This window comes from Mycobacterium sp. TY814 (genome assembly GCF_030755175.1).
Taxonomy (GTDB): domain Bacteria; phylum Actinomycetota; class Actinomycetes; order Mycobacteriales; family Mycobacteriaceae; genus Mycobacterium.
Genome location: NZ_JAUFRY010000001.1, coordinates 2,667,476 through 2,690,971, shown reverse-complemented (window position 1 = coordinate 2,690,971; position 23,496 = coordinate 2,667,476). Strand labels below are relative to the sequence as shown.

The 23,496-nt window shown below is 64.9% G+C and carries 21 protein-coding genes; 9 read left to right on the top strand and 12 right to left on the bottom strand.

Annotated features, from left to right (window positions below; translation table 11 throughout):
* Window positions 1–73: 73 nt before the first annotated feature.
* The 5 genes from QXH22_RS11820 to QXH22_RS11800 all read left to right on the top strand — a co-directional run bounded on the left by QXH22_RS11820 (window position 74) and on the right by QXH22_RS11800 (window position 3,147).
* Window positions 74–934 (top strand): SDR family NAD(P)-dependent oxidoreductase, encoded by an 861-nt coding sequence (locus QXH22_RS11820; protein ID WP_306243325.1) that lies wholly within the window; start codon window positions 74–76, stop codon window positions 932–934.
* 5 nt (window positions 935–939) lie between these two features.
* Window positions 940–1,908 (top strand): NADPH:quinone oxidoreductase family protein, encoded by a 969-nt coding sequence (locus QXH22_RS11815; RefSeq protein WP_306243323.1) that lies wholly within the window; start codon window positions 940–942, stop codon window positions 1,906–1,908.
* Between the two features lie 53 nt (window positions 1,909–1,961).
* On the top strand, window positions 1,962–2,378 hold the full coding sequence (locus tag QXH22_RS11810) for a cupin domain-containing protein (protein WP_306243321.1): 417 nt from the start codon (window positions 1,962–1,964) through the stop codon (window positions 2,376–2,378).
* A gap of 78 nt (window positions 2,379–2,456) precedes the next feature.
* Window positions 2,457–2,837, top strand: coding sequence for a PPOX class F420-dependent oxidoreductase (locus QXH22_RS11805; RefSeq protein ID WP_306243319.1), 381 nt, complete (start codon window positions 2,457–2,459; stop codon window positions 2,835–2,837).
* A gap of 16 nt (window positions 2,838–2,853) precedes the next feature.
* A complete protein-coding gene (locus tag QXH22_RS11800; RefSeq protein WP_306243317.1) occupies window positions 2,854–3,147 on the top strand; it encodes a DUF427 domain-containing protein in 294 nt (97 codons plus the stop codon).
* A 36-nt stretch (window positions 3,148–3,183) separates the two neighbouring features.
* Here the strand turns inward: QXH22_RS11800 and QXH22_RS11795 are convergent, their stop codons facing one another.
* The 8 genes from QXH22_RS11795 to QXH22_RS11760 form a co-directional block, all read right to left on the bottom strand.
* A complete protein-coding gene (locus tag QXH22_RS11795) occupies window positions 3,184–4,968 on the bottom strand; it encodes a PE-PPE domain-containing protein (protein ID WP_306243315.1) in 1,785 nt (594 codons plus the stop codon).
* A gap of 192 nt (window positions 4,969–5,160) precedes the next feature.
* Window positions 5,161–7,005 (bottom strand): PE-PPE domain-containing protein, encoded by a 1,845-nt coding sequence (locus QXH22_RS11790; RefSeq protein ID WP_306243313.1) that lies wholly within the window; start codon window positions 7,003–7,005, stop codon window positions 5,161–5,163.
* 106 nt (window positions 7,006–7,111) lie between these two features.
* On the bottom strand, window positions 7,112–8,758 hold the full coding sequence (locus tag QXH22_RS11785) for a PE-PPE domain-containing protein (RefSeq protein WP_306275641.1): 1,647 nt from the start codon (window positions 8,756–8,758) through the stop codon (window positions 7,112–7,114).
* A gap of 97 nt (window positions 8,759–8,855) precedes the next feature.
* Window positions 8,856–10,445 carry a PE-PPE domain-containing protein gene (locus tag QXH22_RS11780; RefSeq protein WP_306275640.1) on the bottom strand — a complete coding sequence of 530 codons (1,590 nt, stop codon included), beginning with the start codon at window positions 10,443–10,445 and terminating at the stop codon, window positions 8,856–8,858.
* Window positions 10,446–10,555: 110 nt separating this feature from the next.
* Complete coding sequence (locus QXH22_RS11775; RefSeq protein ID WP_306243307.1) at window positions 10,556–12,226, bottom strand: PE-PPE domain-containing protein; 1,671 nt, start codon at window positions 12,224–12,226, stop codon at window positions 10,556–10,558.
* A 162-nt stretch (window positions 12,227–12,388) separates the two neighbouring features.
* On the bottom strand, window positions 12,389–14,041 hold the full coding sequence (locus QXH22_RS11770; RefSeq protein WP_306243305.1) for a PE-PPE domain-containing protein: 1,653 nt from the start codon (window positions 14,039–14,041) through the stop codon (window positions 12,389–12,391).
* 65 nt (window positions 14,042–14,106) lie between these two features.
* Window positions 14,107–14,937 (bottom strand): tyrosine-protein phosphatase, encoded by an 831-nt coding sequence (locus QXH22_RS11765; protein WP_306243303.1) that lies wholly within the window; start codon window positions 14,935–14,937, stop codon window positions 14,107–14,109.
* The gene (locus QXH22_RS11760) at window positions 14,930–16,150 is read right to left on the bottom strand and encodes an acyl-CoA dehydrogenase family protein (RefSeq protein ID WP_306244507.1); all 1,221 of its coding nucleotides are present in this window, start codon (window positions 16,148–16,150) and stop codon (window positions 14,930–14,932) included. The genes QXH22_RS11765 and QXH22_RS11760 overlap by 8 nt, the downstream gene beginning before the upstream one ends.
* 36 nt (window positions 16,151–16,186) lie before the next feature.
* Between QXH22_RS11760 and QXH22_RS11755 the strand changes: the two genes are divergently transcribed.
* Window positions 16,187–16,648, top strand: a complete 462-nt coding sequence (locus QXH22_RS11755; protein ID WP_306243301.1) for a nuclear transport factor 2 family protein — start codon at window positions 16,187–16,189, stop codon at window positions 16,646–16,648.
* Between the two features lie 7 nt (window positions 16,649–16,655).
* On the opposite strand, the gene QXH22_RS11750 is transcribed toward QXH22_RS11755, so the two are convergent.
* On the bottom strand, window positions 16,656–16,784 hold the full coding sequence (locus tag QXH22_RS11750; RefSeq protein ID WP_197419735.1) for a hypothetical protein: 129 nt from the start codon (window positions 16,782–16,784) through the stop codon (window positions 16,656–16,658).
* 174 nt (window positions 16,785–16,958) lie between these two features.
* Here QXH22_RS11750 and QXH22_RS11745 point away from each other — a divergent pair, with 174 nt between their 5' ends.
* Entirely contained in the window at window positions 16,959–17,582 is a 624-nt protein-coding gene (locus QXH22_RS11745) for a TetR/AcrR family transcriptional regulator (RefSeq protein WP_306243299.1), read from the top strand.
* 4 nt (window positions 17,583–17,586) lie between these two features.
* Here the strand turns inward: QXH22_RS11745 and QXH22_RS11740 are convergent, their stop codons facing one another.
* The 3 genes from QXH22_RS11740 to QXH22_RS11730 form a co-directional block, all read right to left on the bottom strand.
* A complete protein-coding gene (locus tag QXH22_RS11740; RefSeq protein ID WP_306243298.1) occupies window positions 17,587–19,041 on the bottom strand; it encodes a PE-PPE domain-containing protein in 1,455 nt (484 codons plus the stop codon).
* Between the two features lie 54 nt (window positions 19,042–19,095).
* Window positions 19,096–20,529 carry a PE-PPE domain-containing protein gene (locus QXH22_RS11735; protein ID WP_306243296.1) on the bottom strand — a complete coding sequence of 478 codons (1,434 nt, stop codon included), beginning with the start codon at window positions 20,527–20,529 and terminating at the stop codon, window positions 19,096–19,098.
* A 120-nt stretch (window positions 20,530–20,649) separates the two neighbouring features.
* On the bottom strand, window positions 20,650–21,546 hold the full coding sequence (locus QXH22_RS11730; protein ID WP_306243294.1) for an alpha/beta hydrolase: 897 nt from the start codon (window positions 21,544–21,546) through the stop codon (window positions 20,650–20,652).
* A gap of 87 nt (window positions 21,547–21,633) precedes the next feature.
* Here QXH22_RS11730 and QXH22_RS11725 point away from each other — a divergent pair, with 87 nt between their 5' ends.
* A complete protein-coding gene (locus QXH22_RS11725; RefSeq protein ID WP_306243292.1) occupies window positions 21,634–22,719 on the top strand; it encodes a diacylglycerol kinase in 1,086 nt (361 codons plus the stop codon).
* 26 nt (window positions 22,720–22,745) lie between these two features.
* Window positions 22,746–23,495 (top strand): glucose 1-dehydrogenase, encoded by a 750-nt coding sequence (locus QXH22_RS11720; protein ID WP_306243290.1) that lies wholly within the window; start codon window positions 22,746–22,748, stop codon window positions 23,493–23,495.
* Window position 23,496 lies beyond the last annotated feature (1 nt).

The window sequence follows — 23,496 nt, the reverse complement described above, 5'->3', positions numbered from 1 at the left end:
CGACTTTCGCCCTCGCCGGCACCAGGTCCCTGGTGCCGGCGCTCAACCCTGATAGCCACCAGAGAGGAAACTGATGCCCGGAGTGCAGGATCGTGTCGTCGTAGTTACCGGAGCCGGTGGGGGACTGGGCCGCGAGTACGCCCTCACCCTCGCCCGGGAGGGCGCCAGCGTGGTCGTCAACGACCTCGGCGGAGCCCGGGACGGCACGGGCGCCGGCTCGGCGATGGCCGACCAGGTGGTCGCCGAGATCCGGGACGGCGGGGGTCGCGCGGTGGCCAACTACGACAGCGTCGCCGAGGCGGACGGCGCCGCCAACATCATCAAGACCGCGCTCGACGAGTTCGGCGCCGTCCACGGTGTGGTGAGCAACGCCGGCATCCTGCGGGACGGCACCTTCCACAAGATGACGTCGGAGAACTGGGACGCCGTCCTCAAGGTGCACCTGTACGGCGGATACAACGTCATCCGCGCGGCGTGGCCGCACTTCCGCGAGCAGAGCTTCGGCCGGGTCGTGGTCGCCACCTCGACCAGCGGCCTGTTCGGCAACTTCGGCCAAACCAACTACGGCGCAGCCAAACTGGGCCTGGTGGGCCTGATCAACACGCTGGCGCTGGAGGGGGCCAAGTACAACATCCACTCCAACGCCGTGGCCCCGATTGCCGCGACCCGGATGACCGAGGACATCATGCCCAAGGAGGTGCTGGAGAAGCTGACGCCGGAGTTCGTCGCGCCGGTGGTGGCCTACCTGTGCACCGAGGAGAACGCCGACAACGGATCGGTGTTCGTCGTCGGCGGCGGCAAAGTGCAGCGCGTGGCGTTGTTCGGCAACGAGGGCGCCAACTTTGACAAGCCGCCCACGGTTCAGGATGTCGCGGACCACTGGGGTGAGATCACCGACCTCTCGGCGGCGACCAAAGCTGGATTCAAGCTCTAACTTTAATGAAAGCCGCTGTTGTTCAAGAGCTTTCCGGGCCAGCCGGCTTAGTCTATACAGACATCGACGACGTATCCGATGGCGGTGGCAACATCGTCATCGAGGTACGCGCCGCGGGCGTCTGCTTCCCGGACCTGCTGTTGACCAAGGGCAAATATCAACTGAAGCTGCCGCCGCCGTTCGTCCCCGGCATGGAATGTGCCGGGGTGGTGCGGTCGGCCCCAGCTGATTCGGGTTTCCGTGTGGGAGAACGGGTTTCGGCTTTCGGGGTGCTGGGCTGCTACGCCGAGCAGGTGGCCGTTCCGGTCTCGCACGTGATCCGCAGTCCCACCGAGCTCGACGACGCCGAAGCGGTGTCGCTGCTGGTCAACTACAACACCATGTACTTCGCGCTGTCCCGCCGCGCGGTGATGCGCCCCGGCCAGACGGTGCTGGTGCTCGGCGCCGCCGGTGGGGTGGGCACGGCCGCCGTCCAGATCGCCAAGGCGATGGGCGCGAGCCAGGTGATCGGGGTGGTGCACCGCGAAACCGCGATGGACTACGTCGCCGCGCTCGGTGCCGACCGGGTGCTGCACCTGACTGACGGCTGGGTGGAGCAGGTACACGAGTACACCAACGGCCAGGGCGTCGACATCGTCGTGGACCCGATCGGCGGCCGGACCTTCGACGACGCGATCCGCGCGCTGGCCATCGACGGCAAGCTGCTGGTCATCGGATTCGCCGCGGGCAGTGTCCCGACTCTGACGGTCAATCGCCTGTTGCTGCGCAACATCGGCGTGCTGGGCGTGGCGTGGGGGGAATACCTGAACAAGGTCCCCGGCTCGGCGGTGCTGTTCTCCTCGGGCCTCAACCAGTTGGTCTCGCTCGGGCTCAAACCGCCTCCGCCGCAGCGTTATCCGCTCTCGGAGGCCCGTGCCGCGCTGCAGTGTCTGGACGACGGCGGCGTGCTCGGCAAAGTCGTTCTGGAGCCTTAGGCTGCGCGTCCCTATTCTCTGTACCGGTATCTCTCACCGGAGGAGGACGGGCCATGCACGAACACGAGCCGGACATGCAGATCACTCATGAGGGAGAGCGCCCGGCCATGCCGGGGCCGGAACAATTCTTCACCGGCGATGTCACCATGAAGCAGCTGTTCGGGCCGGCGGGTTCCTCGAAATCCCATGCCGGACAGCTCACTTTCGCCGCGGGTGCGCGCAGCGTGTGGCACACGCACCCGGCGGGACAGCGGCTTATCGTGGTCGAGGGCACCGGCTGGGTGCAGCAGTGGGGTGGCGCCCGGCAGGAGATCAACCCCGGCGATGTCGTCTGGACCCCCGCCGGGATCAAACACTGGCACGGAGCCACCGACAGCTCGTCGATGACCCACATCGCCATTCAAGACGAAGTCGACGGGCGTTTCGTCGACTGGCTGGAGCAGGTCAGCGACGATCAGTACCTCGGCTGAGGATCATTGACCGGCAAGAGTGTCCGCTCCTAAACTGTCGCCACTCCGCTTCGTTCTTTAGCCAAAAGGAGCAAGCACATGGCGGTATTCACCGACACCGAACTCGAGTACTTGGCCAGTCAGCGCCTCGGCAGACTCGGGACGGTAACACCCAAAGGTTCCCCGCAAGTCCGGCCGGTGCGGTTCACCTACAACGCCGAACTGGGCACCATCGACATCGGCGGAAAGGCGATGGCGGGCAGCCGCAAACTGCGCAACGTGGAGAGCAATCCGCGGGTGTCCCTGGTGCTCGACGACCTCGCCAGCATCGATCCGTGGCGTCCGCGCGGTCTCGAAATTCGTGGGCAGGGCGAGGCGCTGTCGACCGACGGTGGCGCGATGATCCGCATCCATCCGCGGCGGGTCTTGGCGTGGGGCCTCGATCCGGAGTCGCCGAAACTGCAAGCCCGAAACGTGTGATCGGTTTGCTGGCAACATGATTCGAGCAGTGTGGAATGGCGCGGTACTGGCCGAGGCGCCGCGGACGGTTCGGGTGGAGGGCAATCACTACTTCCCGCCGGAGTCGTTGCGGCGGGAGTACTTCACCGACAGCAAGACCTCGACCCTGTGCCCGTGGAAGGGTGTTGCGCACTACTACGACGTGCGCGTCGACGGGGAAGTCAACGCCGACGCGGGTTGGTACTACCCGAAGCCGAGTCCGTTGGCGCGCAAGATCAAGAATCATGTCGCGTTCTGGCACGGCGTGCGGATCGAAGGCGAGGAGGAATAACGCCCGTTCTGCCCGGGCGCTACGTGTGACGGTGCTTCAGAACGCCGTTCCGAACGCGCCGACCGCCGTCGACGGCGGGGGCGCACCCGTCCACGCGCTGATGATCTGGGAGAGCGCGTGCTGGAAAACGCGGACCTCGAAGCCGGCGAACAGGGTTAACAGGCCGACATTGGCGGCCAGCGGTCCGCCGAGGGCATAGATGCTGCCGCCCAGCGGATCTCCGTCGGCGATCATCTCTGCCCCGGTCAGCATGATGTTGATGTTGTAGGAGGGCACGGAGGTCACCATCGCGTTGGCGACGTCCGCCGTCGGTAGCAACGTCGCCACGGCCGCCGAGGCCGACGTCGATATCCCGTTGGTGACGTAGTTGTTCGCCGCCTGTACGGACGCGATGAAACTGTCCGGCGAGGACAGCGTCGAGGACAACCCGTTGGCCAGGGTGGTGCCGCCGGTGTTGATCGACTGCAGGATTGTTGGCATATCCGGTACGGGAACGGCAGGTGGCGAGGCGATCATGGCCCTGATGTCGGCCGCGAAATCGCTAATCCCCTGCTGCGTCCCGGCACCCAAAGCCTGCGCGATCTCGAGTGGACTGACCGGAGGGATCACCCCGAAACCGGTGGGGACATTCGGTGGATCCGGCGACCAGCCCTGCGTCGTGCTTCCGTAGCCGAGATTGACGATGACACGCATGTTGGGCTCGATCAGCGAGGCCAGCGGATGGCCGATTACCGGGATAGCGCGAAGCGGAGACAGAATCGGCAGGTTTTCGGTGCGGATCATGTAGTAGTGCGTGGAGACGGGCCCGACCGTGTTCGTCAACTCCACGGCGGTACCCGCGGGCGGTACCGTCAGCTGCTCGGGGGACAGGAATGGGTAGCTGCCGTGCAACTCGATGATGCCCAGGAACGCGTTGATGTCGGACACGATATTGAGTGGGTACTGAGGGAAGTCGCCGAATCCGTCGTACTCCCTGGTAAAGATGTTGGTGGCAAAGGAATTGTCCGGCGTTGCCGTACCGAACAGGGTCAGTCCCAGACTGGGCAGGCTGAGTCCCGGGAATCGAGTCAGCAGGCCGCCGTTGGGGTTGGAGGGGTTGCCGACGAGCGTGAAGTTCAAGTTCGGTCCGGCTCCGAATACGTTGCCCGGATTGAGCGCCTTCATCTCCATCGAAGCTATGACCGAGCTCTGCGAATAGCCAAAGACGTTCACGTTGCTGCCGGCCGGCAGCCCGGCGAAGGCCTGATTGATCGCATTGTTGAGGATCGTCAAACCACGTGCCGCTGAGACGTCGAAGGTCAGGTCCTTGACGCCGGTCAGCGGATAGAGACCCTCCGGAGTGTTGATACCGATGTTGGGGCCACCGGGGAAGAAGGGGTCGATGTACAGCGGCGGGAGCCCTTGGATGTAGTCCTGAATCGGGATCGGATAGCCACTGGCGCCCATGACGAGGGTGACGGCGGCCGCCGGAGCGGTGGCCATGCTGGTCAGCAGAGACCGGAACGGCGAAATTTCTGAATAGAGCACGCCTGCAAAGGCATTGGCGATTTCGGTCTCCAGGTAGGCGAGCCCACCAGCTGTCAGGCCCCGGGCGAAGTTGGCGTGAAATTCCGCCGCCCGCCCCATCAGCAGCTGACACTCCCGGCCGTATGTGTCGAAGAATTTCGCGATTGCGGCCGACACCTCGTCGGCCGCCGCGGCCGCGAAGCCGACCGTCTCGGCGGCTGCGCCGGCGTTTGCCGCGACGACCGCACCGCGAACGTTTGCCAGATCTGCCACGGCCGCGGCGATGAGGTCCGGTTCCACACTCAGATACGTCATCGGCCAATCCTTCGCATCGGCGACCTATGTCGACGGCGCCACACGTCATCTCGCCGGCACGGCCGATAGGCGTCAGCCTACATTGACGTCCGCGTAAGTATCGCGATTCGGCGGATGGATCCGAACATCTACCTCAGGAACTCAAAGTCCGCCATTACAACGACATTCGGGGTCGCACAGCCGCTCGAGAACTCAGGCGCCAGCGAGGTCGCCGAGCACATTCTGGAACGCGTCGAGCAGCACGATGAACTCGAAACCACCGGCGAGAGTTCCGACCGCAACATTCGCGGCGATCGGCTTACCGATCGCGTTGAACAATCCCGCCGGATCGCCGTTGAACGCCTGCTGGATGCCGTCCAGGAACAGGTTCAGGTCGTAGGACGGGACCGTGGTCACCAGCGTGTTGATGATGTCCGCCGTCGGCAGTGCCACGGCGTAGGTGTCGGCGGCCGCGCTGGTGATTGCCGTGGTGATGTTGGTGTTCGCCGACTTCAGCGCGTCGAAGAAGCTGTTGACCGGCGAGGCGGTCGCGCTGGGCAACGAGAACGGCAGTGACAGTCCGGTGCCGCCGCCGGCCGGCAGCAGGTCGGCCAGGCTGGCCGCCGATGGCAGCGCCGTGGCGCCGATGGCCTTCGTGAACCCGTTGACTCCCTGTCCGGCGAGGTAGATCTGGTCACCGAAGAAGTTGGTCGGGATGGGCGGGAGCACTTCGAAAGGCGTGGGCACGTCGGCATAACCGGTGTTGTATCCGTAGTGCGGGTCGCCGTAGCCCCAGTTGACCAGGTAGGTCAGGTTCGGTTCTAGCAAGGCGGCCAGGGGTGCCCCGATCACCGGGATGCCCTTGATCGGTGACAGCAGCGGCAGACCCGGCTGGGTGATCATGTAGTAGTTGTCGAGGCCGTTGTTGCCGGGGGAGACCGGCAGCTGAACGAGGTTGTAGCCGGGAGGCAGCGCGTTCGGGTCCAGGTTGGGGTATGTGCCGTGAACGGTCTGGATGCCCAGGAACGCGTTGAGGTCTGCCAGGAAGTTGATCGGGTACTTGGGGAAGTCGGCGTACCCGTCGTACTGCAGCGTGAAGGTGTTGACGGGGTAGCCGGAGCCACTCGGCTGGGCGCCATAGAAATCCAGGCCGATTGCCGGCAGGGAAAGACCGGGGAAGCGCGCGAGCAGGCCGCCGTTCGGGTTCATCGGGTTGCCCAGCAGCGTGAAGCTGAGGTCCGCGGTGTTGGGGCTGCCCGCCGCGATGAGGTTGCGCAGCTCCAGTGAAGAGATGACGGCACTCTGCGAGTACCCGAGAACGGCGACCTTCTGTCCAGCGGTGATCAGCCCGGTCGGTCCGAACAGCGCGTTATCCAGGATGGTCACGCCGCGGTCGACGGAAACCTGGAGCGTCAGGTCCTTGATCGCCGTCAGCGGATACAGGCCCTCGGGAGTGTTCAGCGGGATCGACGTGGGGTTGAGCACGTTGAAGGCGGATGTGATCCAGGGCCGGATGTCGGTCAGATACGACGGCGGCGGTATGGGTGTGCCGCTGCCCGCCATGATCAACGCGACGTTGTAGGGCCCGGTCGGCGAAATAGGAACCGAGGGAATGATCGTGCCGCCGCCGCTCGTGGCAGGGGCGAGCAGTGGCGCGAACAGCGACTGGACCGGCGCGAGCAGCGGCTGCAGCGGAGCCAGCACCGGAGCGAGCAGCGCCTCGATCGGTGACGCGGCCGCGCCGAATCCGCCAGCCCCGCCCAGGACCTGGGCCGCGTTGGCGATCTCCGCTTCGGCATAGGTGAGGCTCGCCGCCGCCAGGGCACGGTTGAACTCTTCGTGGAACAGCGCCGCTTGACCGATGACCTGCTGGTACTCCTGACCGAACGTCCCGAACAGCTGCGCCGCGGCGGCCGAGATCTCGTCGGCCGCGGCGGCGGCCAGACCGGTGGTCGGACCGGCGGCCGCAGCGCTGGCCTCGGTGAGGGCGGTCCGGATGCCGGCGAGGTTCTCGGCGGCAGAGCTCAGCAGTTGCGGTTGCGTCGTCAAATACGACATCGGCTAATTCCCTTCACGGCCAGGGTAATTCCACGTGTCAGAGTAGAACGGTCACGCCGCGCGCATACTGCTTTTCTGAGCTAAATATTTTTTGGGACGGTCAGTCTCATGCGACCAGCGACTGAATATCCTTGAGGGTGTTCACGACCGCCTCGGTGAGCACCAGGAACTCGACCGCACCGGCCACCGTGGCCAGGCCGACGTCGGCGGCGATCGGGAGTCCGATCGCGTTGATCAGATTGCCCTGCGCCAGTTGCTCGGTGAACAGCGCCGCGTTGTAGGCCGGCAGCGAGGTCAGCACCGACGTGGCGATATCCGCGGTGGGCAGCAGGACGGCGTAGTTGGTCGAGGCGATCGATCCCACCGTGTTGGCGATCTCCTGTGGTGTCGGCAGCGCGGCCACCCTGGCCCCGATCTCGGTCGGCGAGGGCAGTGCGAATGTCGGCGCGGTAACCGGTTGGCTGCCCATCGCCTGCAGGTCGGCGCTGAAGTGGTTGATGCCCTGCTGGGTGCCGGTCGCCAGCGCGTCGAACACGGTGCCCGGCGCGACTTCGGGGAACAGGCCGAACGGTGTGGGGACATCGGCGGGACTCGTGGAGTACCCGTAGTTCGGGTCGCCATAGCCGAGGTTCACCAGCACGCGCATGTTCGGCTCGATGAGGTTGGCGAGCGGATTTCCGATGACCGGGATGGCGCGCAGCGGCTGCAACAGCGGCAGTTGCTGGGTCGGCAGGATGAAGTACTGGCTGTTGCCGTTGTACCCCGGCGACGTCTGCAGCGGAATGGCGGCATCGATCTGAGCCTGGGTCAGATTCACGTACTGCGGGTGGACGTAGACGATGCCCGCTACCGCGTTCAGGTCGGAGATGAGATTGAGCGGATATCGGGGGAAGTCGGCGAAGCCGTCGTATTCGAGCGTGTAATTGCGGACCGGATAAATGGTGTCCGACGGCGTGGATCCGTAGAACTCCAGCCCCAGGCTCGACATCACCAGACCCGGGAAGCGGGACAGCAGACCGCCGTTGGGGTTCATCTCGTTACCGGTCAAGACGAAATTCAGCATGTTCGCCGGAGGAGGGGTGGCGCCGAAATTCGACAAACCGGCCGCGAGATTGCGCATGTACAGCGACGAGATGACCGCGCTCTGTGAAACGCCGAAAACGGTGACGGAGTTTCCGCCGGTGATCTGTTGGTAAACCGCGTTGTCCAGGGTGGTCAGTCCGATCTGGACCGATTTGTTGAAGTACATGCTGCGGACGCCGGTCAGCGGGTAGAGCTCTTCCGGGGTGTTCAGCCCTTGGAAGATGGTCGGTCCACCGACGTATTTGCTCGCCTTCTGGATGAAGTCGGCGGTGACGATCGGAACGCCGGTGCCGCTCAGGATCAACGAGATGTCGTTGGGCACCCACGGGATCGCGGCCGCGGTCGCCGCCTGGGCCGGCGGCGCGAACGCTGCGCCCAGGGCTGAGGCAGCGGCGGCCTCGGCCTGTACGTAGGCCGAACCCGCGGCAGCCAGAGTGCGCTGGAACTCGTTGTGGAACGCCTCGAATTGCGTTACGACGTCCTGGTATTCGCGCCCGAAGGTGCCGAACAGGTTTGCGATGGCCGCCGACACCTCGTCACCGGCCGCGGCGAGCACGTTCGACGTCGGCGCCGCCGCGGCCATGCTGGCCGCGCTCAGTGTCGCCCCGATCCCTTCGATGTCGGCGGCAGCAGCCACCATCGCCTGTGGCTCCGCCAGCAATAACGACATCAGCGCAGTTCCTCTCCCCACGACCCCGCAAAGCTTTCGCGCAAGCGTAAGGGCACGTTCCGAAACTGTCTGGCGTTTACGTCATTCGGCCAGAATGTCACGGAATCAGGGCGCTGATGTCCTTGATGTTCTCCGACAGCGCCTTCGCGATGACCAGGAATTCCACGATGCCCGCGATGGTGGCCAGCCCGACGTTGGCAGCGATCGGATACCCGATGGCGTTGATGAGGTTGCCCTGCAGCAGCTGGCTCCAGAAGAGTTGTGTGTCGTAGAGCGGCATGGTGGTCGCGAAAGCGAGGGCGGTATCGGCGGTCGGCAACAGCACGGCGTAGTCGGTCGAGATGACGGTGGCGATCGTGTTCACGATCTTCTCCGGAGATGGCAGCGCGGCCAGCGTCGCCATCAGGTCTGCCGGTTGTGGCGGGGCGAAGGAGGGGAAGGTGATCGGCTGTGCGGCCAGCGCCTGCAGCTCGGCGGTGAAGTCGTGGATGCCCTGTTGCGTTCCGGCGGCCAGCGCTTCGACGACGGTGCCCGGGCTGACATCGGGGAACAAACCGAACGGCGTGCGGATGTCCGCGGGGCTGGTCGAGTAGCCGTGGTACGGGTCGCCGTAGCCCAGGTTCACGATCACCCTCAGATTCGGCTCGATGAGGGCGGCGAGCGGATTGCCGATGACGGAGGTCAGGCGCAGCGGTGCCAGCAGGGGCAGGTGCTCGGTGGGGATCATGTAGTAATCGGTCACGCCGGTGTAGCCCGGTGACGTCGTGAGCTTGATGGCGTTGTCGACCTGCGCCGGGGTGAGGTCCAGGTACTTCACGTGCACGGTGGCGATGCCCATCACCGCGTTGAGGTCGGAGATGAAATTGATCGGATACCGCGGGAAGTCGGCGAACCCGTCGTACTCCTGCGTGTAGATGGCCGTCGGGTACAGCGTGTCCGACGGCGTGGCCCCGTAGAACGACAGCCCCAGCGTCGGCAGCGTCAGGCCCGGGAACCGCGCCAGCATCCCGCCGTTGGGGTTCATCTCGTTGCCGACGAGGACGAAGTTGAGCTGGCCCACATAGGGCGAGCCCATCGCCGCCAGCTTCTGCATCTCCAGCGAGGCGATGATGGCGCTCTGGGAGTAGCCGAAAATGGTGAGGCTGTTCCCCGGGATGGCCAGCTGACTGGTGATCGCGTTGTCCATGATCGTCAGGCCCTCGACCACCGACTGGTTCAGCGTCATGCTCTTCACGCCGGTGATGGGATACAGGTTCTCGGGGGTGTAGAGCGCCTGCAAAGTGTTGAGGGAGCGGACGTACAGTTCGTTCGCCTTGAGGACGTAGGCCTCCGACGGGATGGGCACACCGGTCGGCCCGACGAACAACGAGGTCAGATTCGCCGGGAAGGGCGGAATTGCCGCGGCGCTGGCGATTTCGGTCTGCACGTAGGCGTTGGCAGCGTCGGCAAGGGTCTGCCGGAACGAGGATTGAAATGCTTCGACCTGTCCGACGAACGACTGGAACTCCTGCCCGTGCGTGCCGAAGAAATTCGCGATCGCCGCCGACACCTCATCGGCGGCCGCGGCCAGCAGGCCGGTCGTCGGCGCTGCGGCGGCTGCGCTTGCCGCACTGACCGTCGAACCGATGTTCGCAATGTCGGTGACTGCCGTCGTGATGAACTCAGGCGCGACGAGCAGATTCGTCATTGGCGTCTCTTCCCCCGTCGAAGGCGGTGGTCTCGGTCAGATTGGCCGCCAGCGTATGACGAAGCCGCTGACTCTGTCCGCGTTTTCGCGCCATCAGCGAGCGCCGGGCGTCAGGGGATGAGAGCCCGAATATCGCTGATGTTCTGTGAGATCGCCTTCGAGATGACCAGGAACTGGACGATGCCGGCGATCGTGGCCAGGCCGACGTCCGCCGCAATGGGGTAGCCGATCGCGTTGATGAGGTTGCCCTGCGCGAGTTGGCTCAGGAAAAGCTGCGAGTCGTACAGAGGCAACGAGGTGGCGAACGCGAGAGCGGTGTCGGCCGCGGGCAGGAGCACGGCGTAGTCCGTCGAGATGACCGTGGCCGCGGTGTTCACGATCTTCTCCGGCGACGGCAGTGCGGCCAGTGTCGCGAGGATGTCCGTCGGTTGCGGCGGCACGAACGTGGGCAACGTGAGCGGCTGCGCGGCCAGCGCCTGCAGTTCGGCGCTGAAATCATGGATGCCCTGCTGCGTTCCGGCCGCCAAGGCCTCGGCGACGGTGCCCGGGCTCACGTCCGGGAACAAGCCGAACGGCGTCTGCACGTCGGCGTAACTCGTCGAATAACCGTGGTAGGGATCGCCGTAACCCAGATTCACGATCACTTCCAGGTTGGGTTCGATGAGGGCGGCCAGCGGGTTGCCGATCACCGGTATGGCACGCAGTGGCGTGAGTAGCGGCAGTTCCTCGGTGGGGATCATGTAGTAATACGTCTTGCCGCCGTTTTCGTAATAGCCCGGGGACGTGGGCAGCTGAACGGCGCTATTGACTTGGGCGGTAGTAAGACTCAGGTATTTCGTATGCACCGTGGCGATGCCGAACACCGCGTTGAGATCGGAGATGAAGTTGAGCGGGTACCGCGGGAAGTCGGCGAAGCCGTCGTACTCCTGCGTGTAGATGGCCACGTCGTAGGGCGTGTTGGACGGGGTCGCTCCGTAGAAGTCGAGACCCAGCGTCGGCAGCGTCAGGTTCGGGAAACGTGCCAGCATGCCGCCGTTGGGGTTCATCTCGTTGCCGACCAGCACGAAGTTGAGGTCCGCCGGTGAAATCGGAAAACCCTGGGACGCCAGCTGTTGCATGTACAGCGACGAGATGATCGCGCTCTGGGAGTAGCCGAAAACGGTCAAGGGACCGTTTGCTATTTGATTCTGAACATAGTTTCCGAGAATTGTCAGGCCCTCGGAAACGGATTGGTTCAGCGTCAGGCTCTTGACGCCGGTGATCGGGTACAGCTCTTCGGGCGTATACAGGATCGGCAGTGCCTGGTTCGGGTTGTTGGCATGCACGTACAGGAGATTCGCCAGCGTGGCGTATTCCGGTGGCGGTATCGGGACCCCGGTGGGGCCGATGAACACCGCGGTCGGAAATGTACTGAATGGCGGATTGGTGACCGGGAACGCGGGCGGCGGTGGGGTGAACGCGGCGGCAGGGGGCAGGCCCAGCAGCCCCTGTAACGTGGCCGCGCTTGCGGCCTCGGTGTTGACGTAAGCGTTCGCCGCCGCGGCCAGGTTCTGTTGGAACTGCGCGTGATACGCCTCGACCTGGCCGACGACAGCCTGGAACTCCTGGCCGTACGAGCCGAAGAAATTCGCGACGGCCTCAGATACCTCGTCGGCCGCCGCGGCCAACAGGCCGGAGGTCGGTGCCGCCGCGGCGGCGGACGCCGCGCTCACCGCGGAACCTATGCCCCCGATATCCGCCACGACCGACGATATGATTCCCGGCTCAGCCAGAAAAGACATGATTGCCCACCCCATCCCCCTGTGACCAAGGGTGAATCTTGGTCAGTTCCCGAATTCAGGTTAGGACAGCGCAGCTATGGTTGTCCGGAATTCGGACTCTTTGACAATGGTGTAATAGCGCCGGTGCCAATATATTTGGAGATTTTGTGAATTCTTTATGAGCTACAGGCCGATGCTCTGCAAGTCCTGGACGATGTCCGCGGCGGCCTCCACGACCGCGATGAACTCGATCATGCCGCCCAGCGCCGCCAGTCCCGCGGTGGCCGCGAGTGGCAGTTCGATCGCGCTCCGGAGGTTGCCCTGCGCCAGTTGGCTCAGGAACAGCGTCAAGTCGTAGGCGGGCATGGTGGTCGCGAAGGCGGTCAGCAGGTCTGCCGTCGGCAGCAGCACCGAGTAGCCGGTGGAGACCACTGACGCGAACGTGTTGGCGATGTTGACCGGTGTCGGCGGCAGCACCTGCGGTGGCGGTGCCAGGTAGGCCTGAATCAGCGGCGGGAACCCGGGCGGTGCGATGACCGGCGCCGTCGTCAGCGCCCGCGGCGTGACGGCGAGGAAATCGTTGATGCCCTGCTGGGTGCCCCTGGCGAAGGCGTCGACAATAACCCCCGGCGGGACTTCGGGGAACAGGCCGAACGGCGTCGGGACGTCGGCCGGGCTGGTGGAGTAGCCGAAGTTCGGGTCGCCATAGCCGAGGTTGACGATCACCTTGAGGTTCGGCTGCACCAGTGCCGCAATCGGTTCCCCGATAACGGGGATGGCCCGCACCGGATCCAGCAGCGGCAGGTTGGGATGGTCGATCATGTACCACTTGTTGGTCGTCGCTCCCGTGGTGGGCAACAGCGTGGCCGACTGGACCTGAGCCGGCGTGAGGTCCGCGTAGGTGGTGTGGACCGTGATGATGCCGAAGACGGCGTTGATGTCCGACACGATGTTGAGCGGATACCGCGGGAAGTCGGCGAAGCCGTCGTATTGGAGCGTGTAAGTGGTTGTCGGATAAGGGGTGTTGGGCATCGCGCCGTAGAACGGCAGGCCGACGGTCGAAATGTCCAGGCCGGGTATGCGGGCCAGGATGCCGCCATTGGGGTTCATCTCGTTGCCGGTCAGTACGAAACTGAGCTGACTGGGCAGCGGCGCATTGGGCCCGAGGGACGCGTAGTGCCCCATCAGCAGCGACGAGATGACTGCACTCTGCGAGTAGCCGAAGACGGTGACATGGTTGCCGGCGTTGAGCTGGTCCCACACCGCGGTGTCGAGTATCTGCAGGCCCTGCTGAACGGAGCTGGCGAAGATCAGTGATCGCACACCGGTGATCGGATACAGCTGCTCGGGGGTGACCAGCGACGTCAGAATGGCGCCAGGCGAATTGGGCTGGATGAAGAGTTGGTTGACGGCGTTGAGGTACGTGGGTCCGGGAATCGGAGTTCCGGTGCCGCCCATGGCAATCGCGGTAGTCACCCCGGTGAATGGCGGGAATACCGGCGGCGAGGTGGGTCGGTAGAGCCCGCTTGTCACGCTTTGCCGAAGCTGAGCGGTGTTGATGGCCTCGGCGTTGACGTAGTAGTCGACCGTGGAGGTGAGGTTCTGCACCAACCCCTGATACAGGGTCCCGAGCCTCGCACTGGCCGTCTGGAATTCCCAGCCGTACAGCCCGAAGAAGTTGGCGATTGCCGCCGATACCTCATCGGCGGCCGCGCTCATGAGTCCCGTCGTGGGAGCTGCTGCGGCCGCGGCAGCCTCACCAATCGCCGTGCCGAGACCGGACAACTCCGTCGCTGCCGCTGCCAACGCGGCCGGCTGCGTCAATACGTAAGACACTCACGTGAGGGTAGAGCGATTCGGGGACGGTGTCTGGCCTTTGGCCTGACTCATAGACGCGTCGTTCAGCCCAGGAGTGCGTCCCGCAGCCGCGCCACGTCGGTCTCGGTGATGCCCGAGTCGCGCAGGTAGGCGTCCAGCGATCCGAACGACTCGTCGATCGTTTGCCATGCCGCCCATAGGTATTCGGCACGGACGCCGAGAACTCCGTCGGACAGTCGGGCCTTGGTGAAGGTGATCACCTCGGGCGTCAGTTCGACGTCTGAGCGTTGCGCGATCATCTCGGTGATCTGCTGGCGCAGCTGCGGTACGGCTTCGTTGCTGCGCAGGTAATCGTCGATGATGACGTCGCGATCCAGCCCGGCCGCTTCCAGGACCGTCGCGACCACGAAACCGGTGCGGTCCTTGCCGGCGAAGCAATGGGTGAGAACCGGCCGGCCGGCGGCCAGCAACGTGAACACCCGGTGCACCGCGCGTTGGGCGCCGTTGCGCGTAGGGAATTCGCGGTACTCCTCGGTCATGTAGCGCACCGCGTTCGCTTCGATGGCCTCATCGGAGTCGTCGGCGTCGCCCTCGGTCATCAACCGTTTGAACGCGCTCTCGTGCGGCGCTTCATCGTCGGTGCCCGACTGGTCGTCGGCGAGATCGGGGAACGGCAGCAGGTGGATGTCGACGCCGTCGGGCACCCGGCCCGGGCCGCGCCGGGTGACCTCGCGGGTGGAGCGCAGGTCGGCGACGTCGGTGATTCCCAAGCTGCGCAACACCGCCCGGCCGGCGTCGTCCAGGCCGCTCAGTTCGCTGGATCTGAACAGCCGGCCCGGGCGGAGACTGGCCGTCGCATCCGAGACGTCGCGAAAGTTCCACGCGCCGGACAGTTCCCGCGATGTTTCAGCCACGACTGGTGACCGCCACCGCGAGCGCGGACTGCTCGCGGCCCAGCTCGGTGCGCGCGATGGTGCGCATGTGCACCTCGTCGGGGCCGTCGAAGATTCGCATCGCGCGGTGCCAGCCGTAGAGCCGGGCCAACACGGTGTCGTCGCTGACTCCCGCCCCACCGTGCACCTGGATGGCGCGGTCGATGACGTCGCAGGCCACTTGCGGCGCTACTGCCTTGATCTGCGAGACCAGCAGGTGCGCGGCTTTGTTGCCGTGCTTGTCGATGGTCCACGCCGCTTTCTCGCACAGCAGCCGGGCTTGGTCAATCTCGTTGCGGGACTTGGCAACCGCTTGTTGCACCAGGCCCTGGTCGGCCAGCGGGCGGCCGAACGCGATCCGCTTGTTGGCCCGGTTGACCATCAAGGCGAGCGCGCGCTCGGCCCCGCCCAGCGCCCGCATGCAGTGGTGGATGCGGCCCGGTCCCAGCCGCGCCTGGGCGATCGCGAAACCGGCGCCCTCCTCGCCGAGCAGGTTGGTCGCCGGCACCCGGACGTTGTCGTAGACGATCTCGCAGTGGCCGTGCTGGTCCTGCCAGCCGAAGACCGGGGTGGACCGCACCACCGTCACACCCGGGGTGTCCATCGGCACCAGGATCATCGACTGCTGCTGGTGGCTGGCCGCGTCGGGATTGGTGCGGCCCATCACGATCAGGATCTTGCAGCGCGGATCGGCTGCGCCCGACGTCCACCACTTGCGGCCATTGATCACGTAGTCGGCACCGTCACGCACGATCGAGGTCTCGATGTTGCGCGCGTCGCTGCTGGCCACCGCCGGCTCGGTCATCGAGAACGCGCTGCGGATCTCGCCGTTGAGCAGGGGTTCCAGCCACTGCTTACGCTGCGGCTCGGTGGCGAACAGGTGCAGGGTCTCCATGTTGCCGGTGTCGGGCGCCGCGCAGTTCAGAGCTTCGGGGGCGATCTCGAGGCTCCAGCCGGTCAACTCGGCCAGCGGCGCGTATTCCAGGTTGGTCAGCCCCGACTCGGCGGGCAGGAATAGGTTCCACAGCCCGCGTTCTTTGGCCTTGACTTTCAATTCCTCGATGACCGGTGGCACGCTGAAGTCGTTCGGCCCGGCCTCGTGGCGGTGCTTGTCGTAGTCCGCCTCTGCGGGAAAGACATGTTCGGTCATGAAGTCGGACAGTCGTTTGTGGTAATCACTGGCTTTGGCCGACATTGCGAAGTCCATGACCGCCACGATAGGACACCCGGTATGACGCAAGCCCGCCCCCCGTTTCCACCGTTCACCCTCGAGACGGCGCTGCAGAAAGTTCAGGCCGCCGAAGACGCCTGGAACACCTGCGATCCGGAGCGGGTCAGCCTGGCCTACACGGTCGACTCGCAGTGGCGAAACCGCGACGAGCACATTGTCGGGCGGCCGCAGATCGTCGCCTTCCTGACCCGCAAGTGGCAACGCGAACTCGACTATTCGCTACGCAAGGGGCTGTGGAGTTTCCAGAACAACCGCATCGCGGTGCGTTTCCAATACGAGTGCCACGACGCGAATGGTCAGTGGTACCGCAGTTACGGCAACGAGTTGTGGGAATTCACCGCGGACGGGCTGATGGCGCGCCGCGAAGCCAGCATCAATGATGTGGCGATCGCCGAATCCGATCGCAGGCTATTCGGGCCACGCCCCGCGTCGGAGCAGGGCGTGGATTTTCCGCTGTGGTGACCGGCGGCTAGACCGGCGGGTAGCTGGGCGGCGGGTAACCGTTTCCGGACTCAACGCCGCGCAGACCCCAGGTGAGATAGCTGAAGAAAAACTCGATCTCGTCGCTTCCGTCGTAGTCAGGACTCGGGTCCATCACTCCACCTCTCGACTGCTGATCGACTCCCCCATTGCGTCTGTTTCGCGAGTCTAGTCCTATCCGCGTCGCTGCGACAGGCGCGGTCCTGCCTAAACTGTCCAACTAGTTGATTGATAATCAGTCGTGTGGGGGGTCGTCCGGGCCCCATACCGGCAGTGACGAGGGTGAGTAGAGATGGCATCCGGAAGTGGCCTGACCCGCCGTGAGGAGTTGCTGGCCGTCGCCACCAAGCTGTTCGCCGCCCGTGGCTATCACGGCACCCGGATGGACGACGTCGCCGACGTGATCGGGCTGAACAAGGCCACGGTCTACCACTACTACGCGAGCAAAGCGCTGATCCTGTTCGACATCTACCGCCAGGCGGCCGAGGGGACGCTGGCCGCTGTCCACGACGACCCGTCCTGGACCGCCCGCGAAGCGCTGTACCAGTACACCGTCCGGCTGCTCACCGGCATCGCGGGCAATCCCGAGCGCGCCGCCGTCTACTTCCAGGAGCAGCCCTACATCACCGAGTGGTTCACCACCGAGCAGGTGGCCGAGGTCCGCGAGAAGGAAGCGCAGGTCTACGAGCACGTGCACGGTCTGATCGACCGGGGCATCGCCAGCGGCGAGTTCTACGAGTGCGACTCGCACGTGGTGGCGCTGGGCTATATCGGGATGACCCTGGGCAGCTACCGGTGGCTGCGGCCGAGCGGCCGGCGCTCCGCCAAGGAGATCGCCGCGGAGTTCAGCACCGCGCTACTGCGCGGACTGATCCGCGACGAGGCGATCCGCACCACCGCGCCGCTGGGACCCTGACGGGTTAGTTGAAGATCGGCGGGATGGTGCGGAAGACATCCCCCAGCGCGCCGCTGAGCAAGGACAGCGCGGTCACCTGTGGTTGGCCGATGAAGACGTTGAGGCCCGGATTGACCGATGGCACCCACGGATAGCTGTCGGGATAGTACTGCGGCCCCCAGAAACCGACTTCCTCGCCGATCGACACCACAGCGCCGTACGGTCCCTGCACCGCTCCCTTGAGCAGGTAGTAGGAGACGGTGAATGGGTTGGGAACCGAAAGCAATCCGGCCGGGGTCGGTATGTCGGCGTAGTTGGCGCCCACCCCGTAGTCGGCGTAACCCAGATCCACCAGAACCCGCAGTTGCGGTTGGATCAAATTGGCCAGCGGCGGACCGACGTAGGGGATGTCGCGGATGGGCTGCACCAAGGGCAGATCCTGCGTCAAGAGCATGTAGTACTGGGTGTGGCCGGTGTACCCCGGTGAGGTCGGCAACGGTACCGCGTTGGCCAATTCGGCCGGCGTGACCGTCGGGTAGACGTTGTGCACGTAGAAGTAGCCCATCATCGCGTTGAGGTCGGCCAGCACGTTGAGCGGGTACTGCGGAACATGAGCGACACCGTCGTACTGGGCCGTGTAGATGGTCGTCTCGTAGGGAGTGTTCGCGGGCGTCGCACCGGTGAACGACACATCCATGACCGGGATGTAGAAGCCGGGGAAGCGGGCGAGGATTCCGCCGCCGGGATTGTTGGGTGAGCCGATCATCATGAAGGCCAGATCGTTGGGATGCGGCGCTCCCGCGGCCATCATGTTGACGATCTCGTTGTGGACGATCGACGCGCTCTGTGAAAAACCGAACGCCACCACATCGTTGCCGCCGAGCAGTTCTGCTTTGATCGCGTTGTCGAGAATCGTCACGCCTTGGGCCACCGATTGGTTGAACGTCAGGTCACCAATTCTCGGCGTCAACGGCCACAGTTGCTCGGGCGTCGTAAGGCCTTGCGGGATCGCACCCGCGAAAGACGGCTGAATGTATTTGGTGTTGATCTCGTTGATGTACTTCAGCGACGGTGTCGGATTGCTGGTGCCACTCATGATCAGTGCCGTGATCGGGTTTGCCAGCAGCGGCGACGGCGCGATGGTCAGCGCGCCCGCTCCGGCGCCGGAGGTGCCCTGGGTCGCGTTGCTCAGGAGGGCGGCGTTGCGCCACTCGGCCTGCACGTAATTGGTGGCAGCGTCAGCCAGGGCCCTGGTGAACTCGCTGTGAAACTTGGCAACGCGGCTTGCGGCCCAGCGGTACTGGTCCCCGTGCGCGCTGAACACACCGGCAATGGCCGCCGATACCTCGTCGCCGGCGGCCGGCATGAGCCCGGAGGTCCGGACGGTCGCCGCGGAACAAGCGTTTTCCACGGTCGTGCCGATGCGACCCAGGTCCGCAGCGGCCGACGCTAGAAAACTGGGCGCGGTCGACAGGTTCATGCTGCGATCTTGCTATGGGCCCGCTTGATGGGCAGGAAGTTCGGCGCGATCCGGTCAGCCGAGGATTTCCAGCACGTCCCCGAGAGTACCGCTGAGCAGGGACAGTGCGGTTACCGGCGGTTGGCTGAGCTGCGGGCCGAGGTAGAAATTCAGCCCTGGGTTGATCGACGGAACCCAGGGATACTCGTTCGGGAAGTACTCGGGTCCCCACAGACCGGCCTGCACGCCTATCTCCACCGCCGCACCATACGGCGCCAGCAAGGTGCCCTTGGCCAGGTAATAGGCGACATTGAAGGGGTTGGGGATGTTGATCAGCCCTGCCGGAGTGGGTAGATCGGCGTATCCGTAGTCGGAGTACCCGAGGTCGACCATGACTCGCAACTGGGGCTGTATGAGGTCGGCCAGCACCGGACCGGCGTACGGAATATCCCGGATGGGCTGCAAAAGCGGTAGGTCCTGCGTCAGGAACATGTAGTACTGCGTGTTGCCGGCGTACCCCGGCGACGTGGGCAACAGAACCGCATTCGCCATGTCGGCCGCCGAGGTCAACGGGTAATTGCCGTGCACGTAGAAGTAACCCATGACGGCGTTGATGTCGGCGAGGATGTTGAGCGGGTATTGCGGAGTGTGCGCGACGCCGTCGTACTGCGCGGTGTAGACGTAGGTCTCGTAGGGGTTGCCGGCCGGCAGCGCACCATTGAACGGCACGTCCAGGAACGGAATGTAGAAACCGGGGAAGCGGGACAGCAGGCCCCCATTGGGGTTATTGCCGGCGGCGGCCAAAATGAACGACAGGTCGTTGACGTGCGGTGAGCCGGCCGCCATCAGGTTGAGTATCTGGTTGTTGACTATCGAGGCGCTCTGCGAGTAGCCGAACGTGATGACGTCATTGCCGGCGGCGAGCTGCGCATTGATCGCGTTGTTCAGTATCGACACGCCTTTGGCGACCGATTGGTTGTACGTCATATTGCCCAGGTCCGGAGTGACGGGCCAGAACTGCTCGGGAGTTGGCAGCACGAGGGGATTGGCCCCCGGGTACAGCGGCTTGATGTACCGGTTGAAGACATTGGTGAGGTATTTGGCGTTGGGAATCGGATTGTTGGTGCCGCCCATGATCAGTGCGGTGATCGGGGGCGTCAGCGTCGCCGCCGCGGCGGCGGTCGGGGGTTGCGTCAGCAGCGACTGCATGCCGTTGAGCAGCGCGCCGTTCAGCGCTTCGGCCTGGGTGTAGGCGCTCGCGGCGTTCGACAGGGCTCTGGTGAATTCATCCTGGAACAGCGAGGCCTGCTTGATAACCGCCTGGTATTCGTCGCCGTACGCGCTGAACAGGTCCGCGATCGCGGCCGAGACTTCGTCACCTGCGGCAGCCAGCAGTCCTGAGGTCCGACCAGCCGCGGCGGCGTTGGCGGCGTGGATCGCCGCGGCGATCCCGTCCACGTCGGTCGCCGCCGCCGCGAGTGTCTCAGGGGCAGTGAGCAGGTACGACATCTCCCCGTCCTTCCCATTGACCGGTCCCCGTCCCGGCCCGGCGCGCACTACCCGCAACTGCGGGTTAGGTATGAACCAGAGAGTAGAACTGTGCGCGCGGGAATTCCGGCGTTTCGGCAGTTAATTGCCGACGGTTTGCAGGTGTTTGTCGAGAAAGGCGATCTGGTCGGCGATCACGCGCTCGAATGCATCGTCGACATAGATGGCGAAATGGCCTTCGGGGTAGATCTTGACTTCGCCGCGCGGTGCCCTGGCGGCATAACGCAGCGTCGGCCCCGCCGGTGCGACCGAATCGGTTTGGCACACGCAGAACAGGATTGGACACGGAATTTTGGCGGCGCTGCGGCCGGGCCGGTAGAAAAGCACCTTCAACCCGATGCGGGCGGCGATCTCGTTGCGCAACTCCACGCCCTCGGGCACCAGTCTCAGGTAGCCCGAATAGGCATCGGGGGCGGTCATCACGGCGACCTCGCCCGGCATGCCTGCGGTCGGAATCATGACCGGAGGCTTGCCCCGGCGGGCACCGAGCAGGTCGCGTATCGCCAGCGCGGTGACCCGGGCGGCGGTCACGGGGTTGATCGCTTTGATGGACGCCAGGCCGTCGGTGAACGGGCACTGTGCCACCGCCGCGGCGACACCGGGCAGCCGGGCCGCTGACGCGATGACGTGGCCGCCCCCGAAAGATGTGCCCCACAGCGCAATTCGATCCGGATCTATTCCGGGCAGGGTGTGCGCGAAGTCGACGGCCGCCGCCCAGTCGGCGAGCTGCAGGTTGACGTCGAGGAGCTGGCGCGGCCGGCCTTCGCTGTCGCCGAAGTTGCGGTAGTCGAAGACCAGGCAGGCGTAACCGGCCGCGGCGAACCGCTCGGCGTACGCGTCGAGTCGCATCGTGCGCACCGCGCCCAGGCCGTGTGCCATCACCAGCAGTGGCACCGGGCCCGGGATCTCGGGTCGGTACAGCCAGGCGCTGATCCGGTCTGAGCCGGAGGTGAACGAGACGTCTTCGCGCGGCGGCATAGCGCAACAATAGTGCCGCCGAAAGGCCCGAAAAATTATGGACTACTGTCTAGAAAAGCTACAGCGTTGTGGGGACGGAGGACACTCATGGCGATTCGCGTCGCCCATGTGGGCACCGGAAATGTCGGCGGCCTCGCTCTGGCCCAGCTCATCACCAACCCGGCATTCGAACTCACCGGAGTGTGCGTGTCCACGCCGGAGAAGGTGGGACGCGACGCCGGCGAATTGTGCGGGGTCGGTCTGGACGCGGGCGTCGAGACCGGCGTGCTGGCCGTGAACAACCTCGACGCGCTGCTCGCCGAGCAGTCCGACTGCATCGTCTACTGCGCGATGGGCGACACCCGGTTGCCCGACGCCATGGCCGACGTGATGCGGATCCTGGCCGCCGGTGTCAATGTCGTGGGTTCCTCGCCGGGGCTGTTGCAGTATCCGTGGGGCGTGATACCGGAGAAGTACATCGGGCGCGTGGAAGCTGCTGCACAGCAAGGGAATTCGAGCATCTTTATCACCGGCGTCGACCCCGGTTTCATCAACGACCTGATCCCCTTCGCGCTCGCCGGCACCTGCCAGCGCATCGAAGCGGTGCGGTGCATGGAGATACACGATTACGCGAGTTACAACGGCGCCGAGGTCATGCACTACATGGGGTTCGCCCGTCCGCTGGACGAGATTCCGATGTTGCTGCAGCCGGGTGTGCTGAGTATCGCGTGGGGGACGGCGATCCGTCAGCTGGCGGCCGGCCTGGGCATCGAGGTCGACGAGATCACCGAGTCTTACCAGCGTGAGCCCGCTCCCGAAGACTTCGACATCGCGGTCGGGCGCGTGGCGAAGGGCACCCTGGCCGTGCTGCAGTTCGAGATCCGTGGGATGGTCAACGGCCGCCCGGCGATCGTCATCGAGCACATCACCCGTTTGCGTCCCGATCTGCGCCCCGACCTGCGTCAGCCCGCGGCGGGAACCGGTTCCTACCGGGTGGAGATCACCGGGGAGCCGTCTTACGCCGTGGACATTGTGCCCACCAGCCGCAAGGGTGATCACAACCATGCGGCGATCGCCGGTGCCGCCGGCCGCATCGTCAATTCCATTCCGGATGTGATCGCGGCGCCGCCCGGCATCAGGAGCACGCTGGACCTGCCGTTAGTCACCGGAAAAGGACTCTTCACACCCAACTAGTGGTCTAGGGAAAGGAACCGGCTGCGATGGAACGACCGGGACGGGTCGAAGGCAAGGTCGCGCTGATCAGCGGCGGGGCCCGGGGAATGGGCGCCGAGGATGCGCGGCTGCTGGTCACCGAAGGCGCCAAGGTGGTGATCGGTGACATCCGCGACGACGAGGGCAAAGCGCTGGCCTCTGAATTGGGTGATGCGGCACGCTATGTCCATCTCGACGTGACGCAACTCGACCAGTGGGAAGCCGCGGTCGCCACTGCTGTCGGTGAGTTCGGCAAGCTCGACGTGCTGGTCAACAACGCCGGCATCGTCGCGGCCGGGCCGCTGCGCGAATTCCGGATGGACAAGTGGCAGCAGGTGCTCGACGTCAACCTGACCGGCACCTTCCTGGGCATGCGTTCGGTGGTCGACCCGATGACCGAGGCCGGCGGCGGTTCCATCATCAACATCTCTTCGATCGAAGGGATCCGCGGCGCGCCAATGGTGCATCCCTACGTCGCGTCGAAGTGGGCGGTGCGCGGTATCACCAAATCCGCAGCCCTGGAACTGGCGCCGTTGAACATCCGGGTGAATTCGGTGCACCCCGGCTTCATCCGCACCCCGATGACCGCGCACCTGCCCGAGGACATGGTCACCATTCCGTTGGGCCGGCCGGCCGAGGCGCGCGAAGTCGCGACGTTCGTCGTGTTCCTCGCCAGCGACGAAGCGTCCTACGCCACCGGCAGCGAGTTCATCATGGACGGCGGTCTGGTGACCGACGTTCCGCACAAGCAGTTCTGAG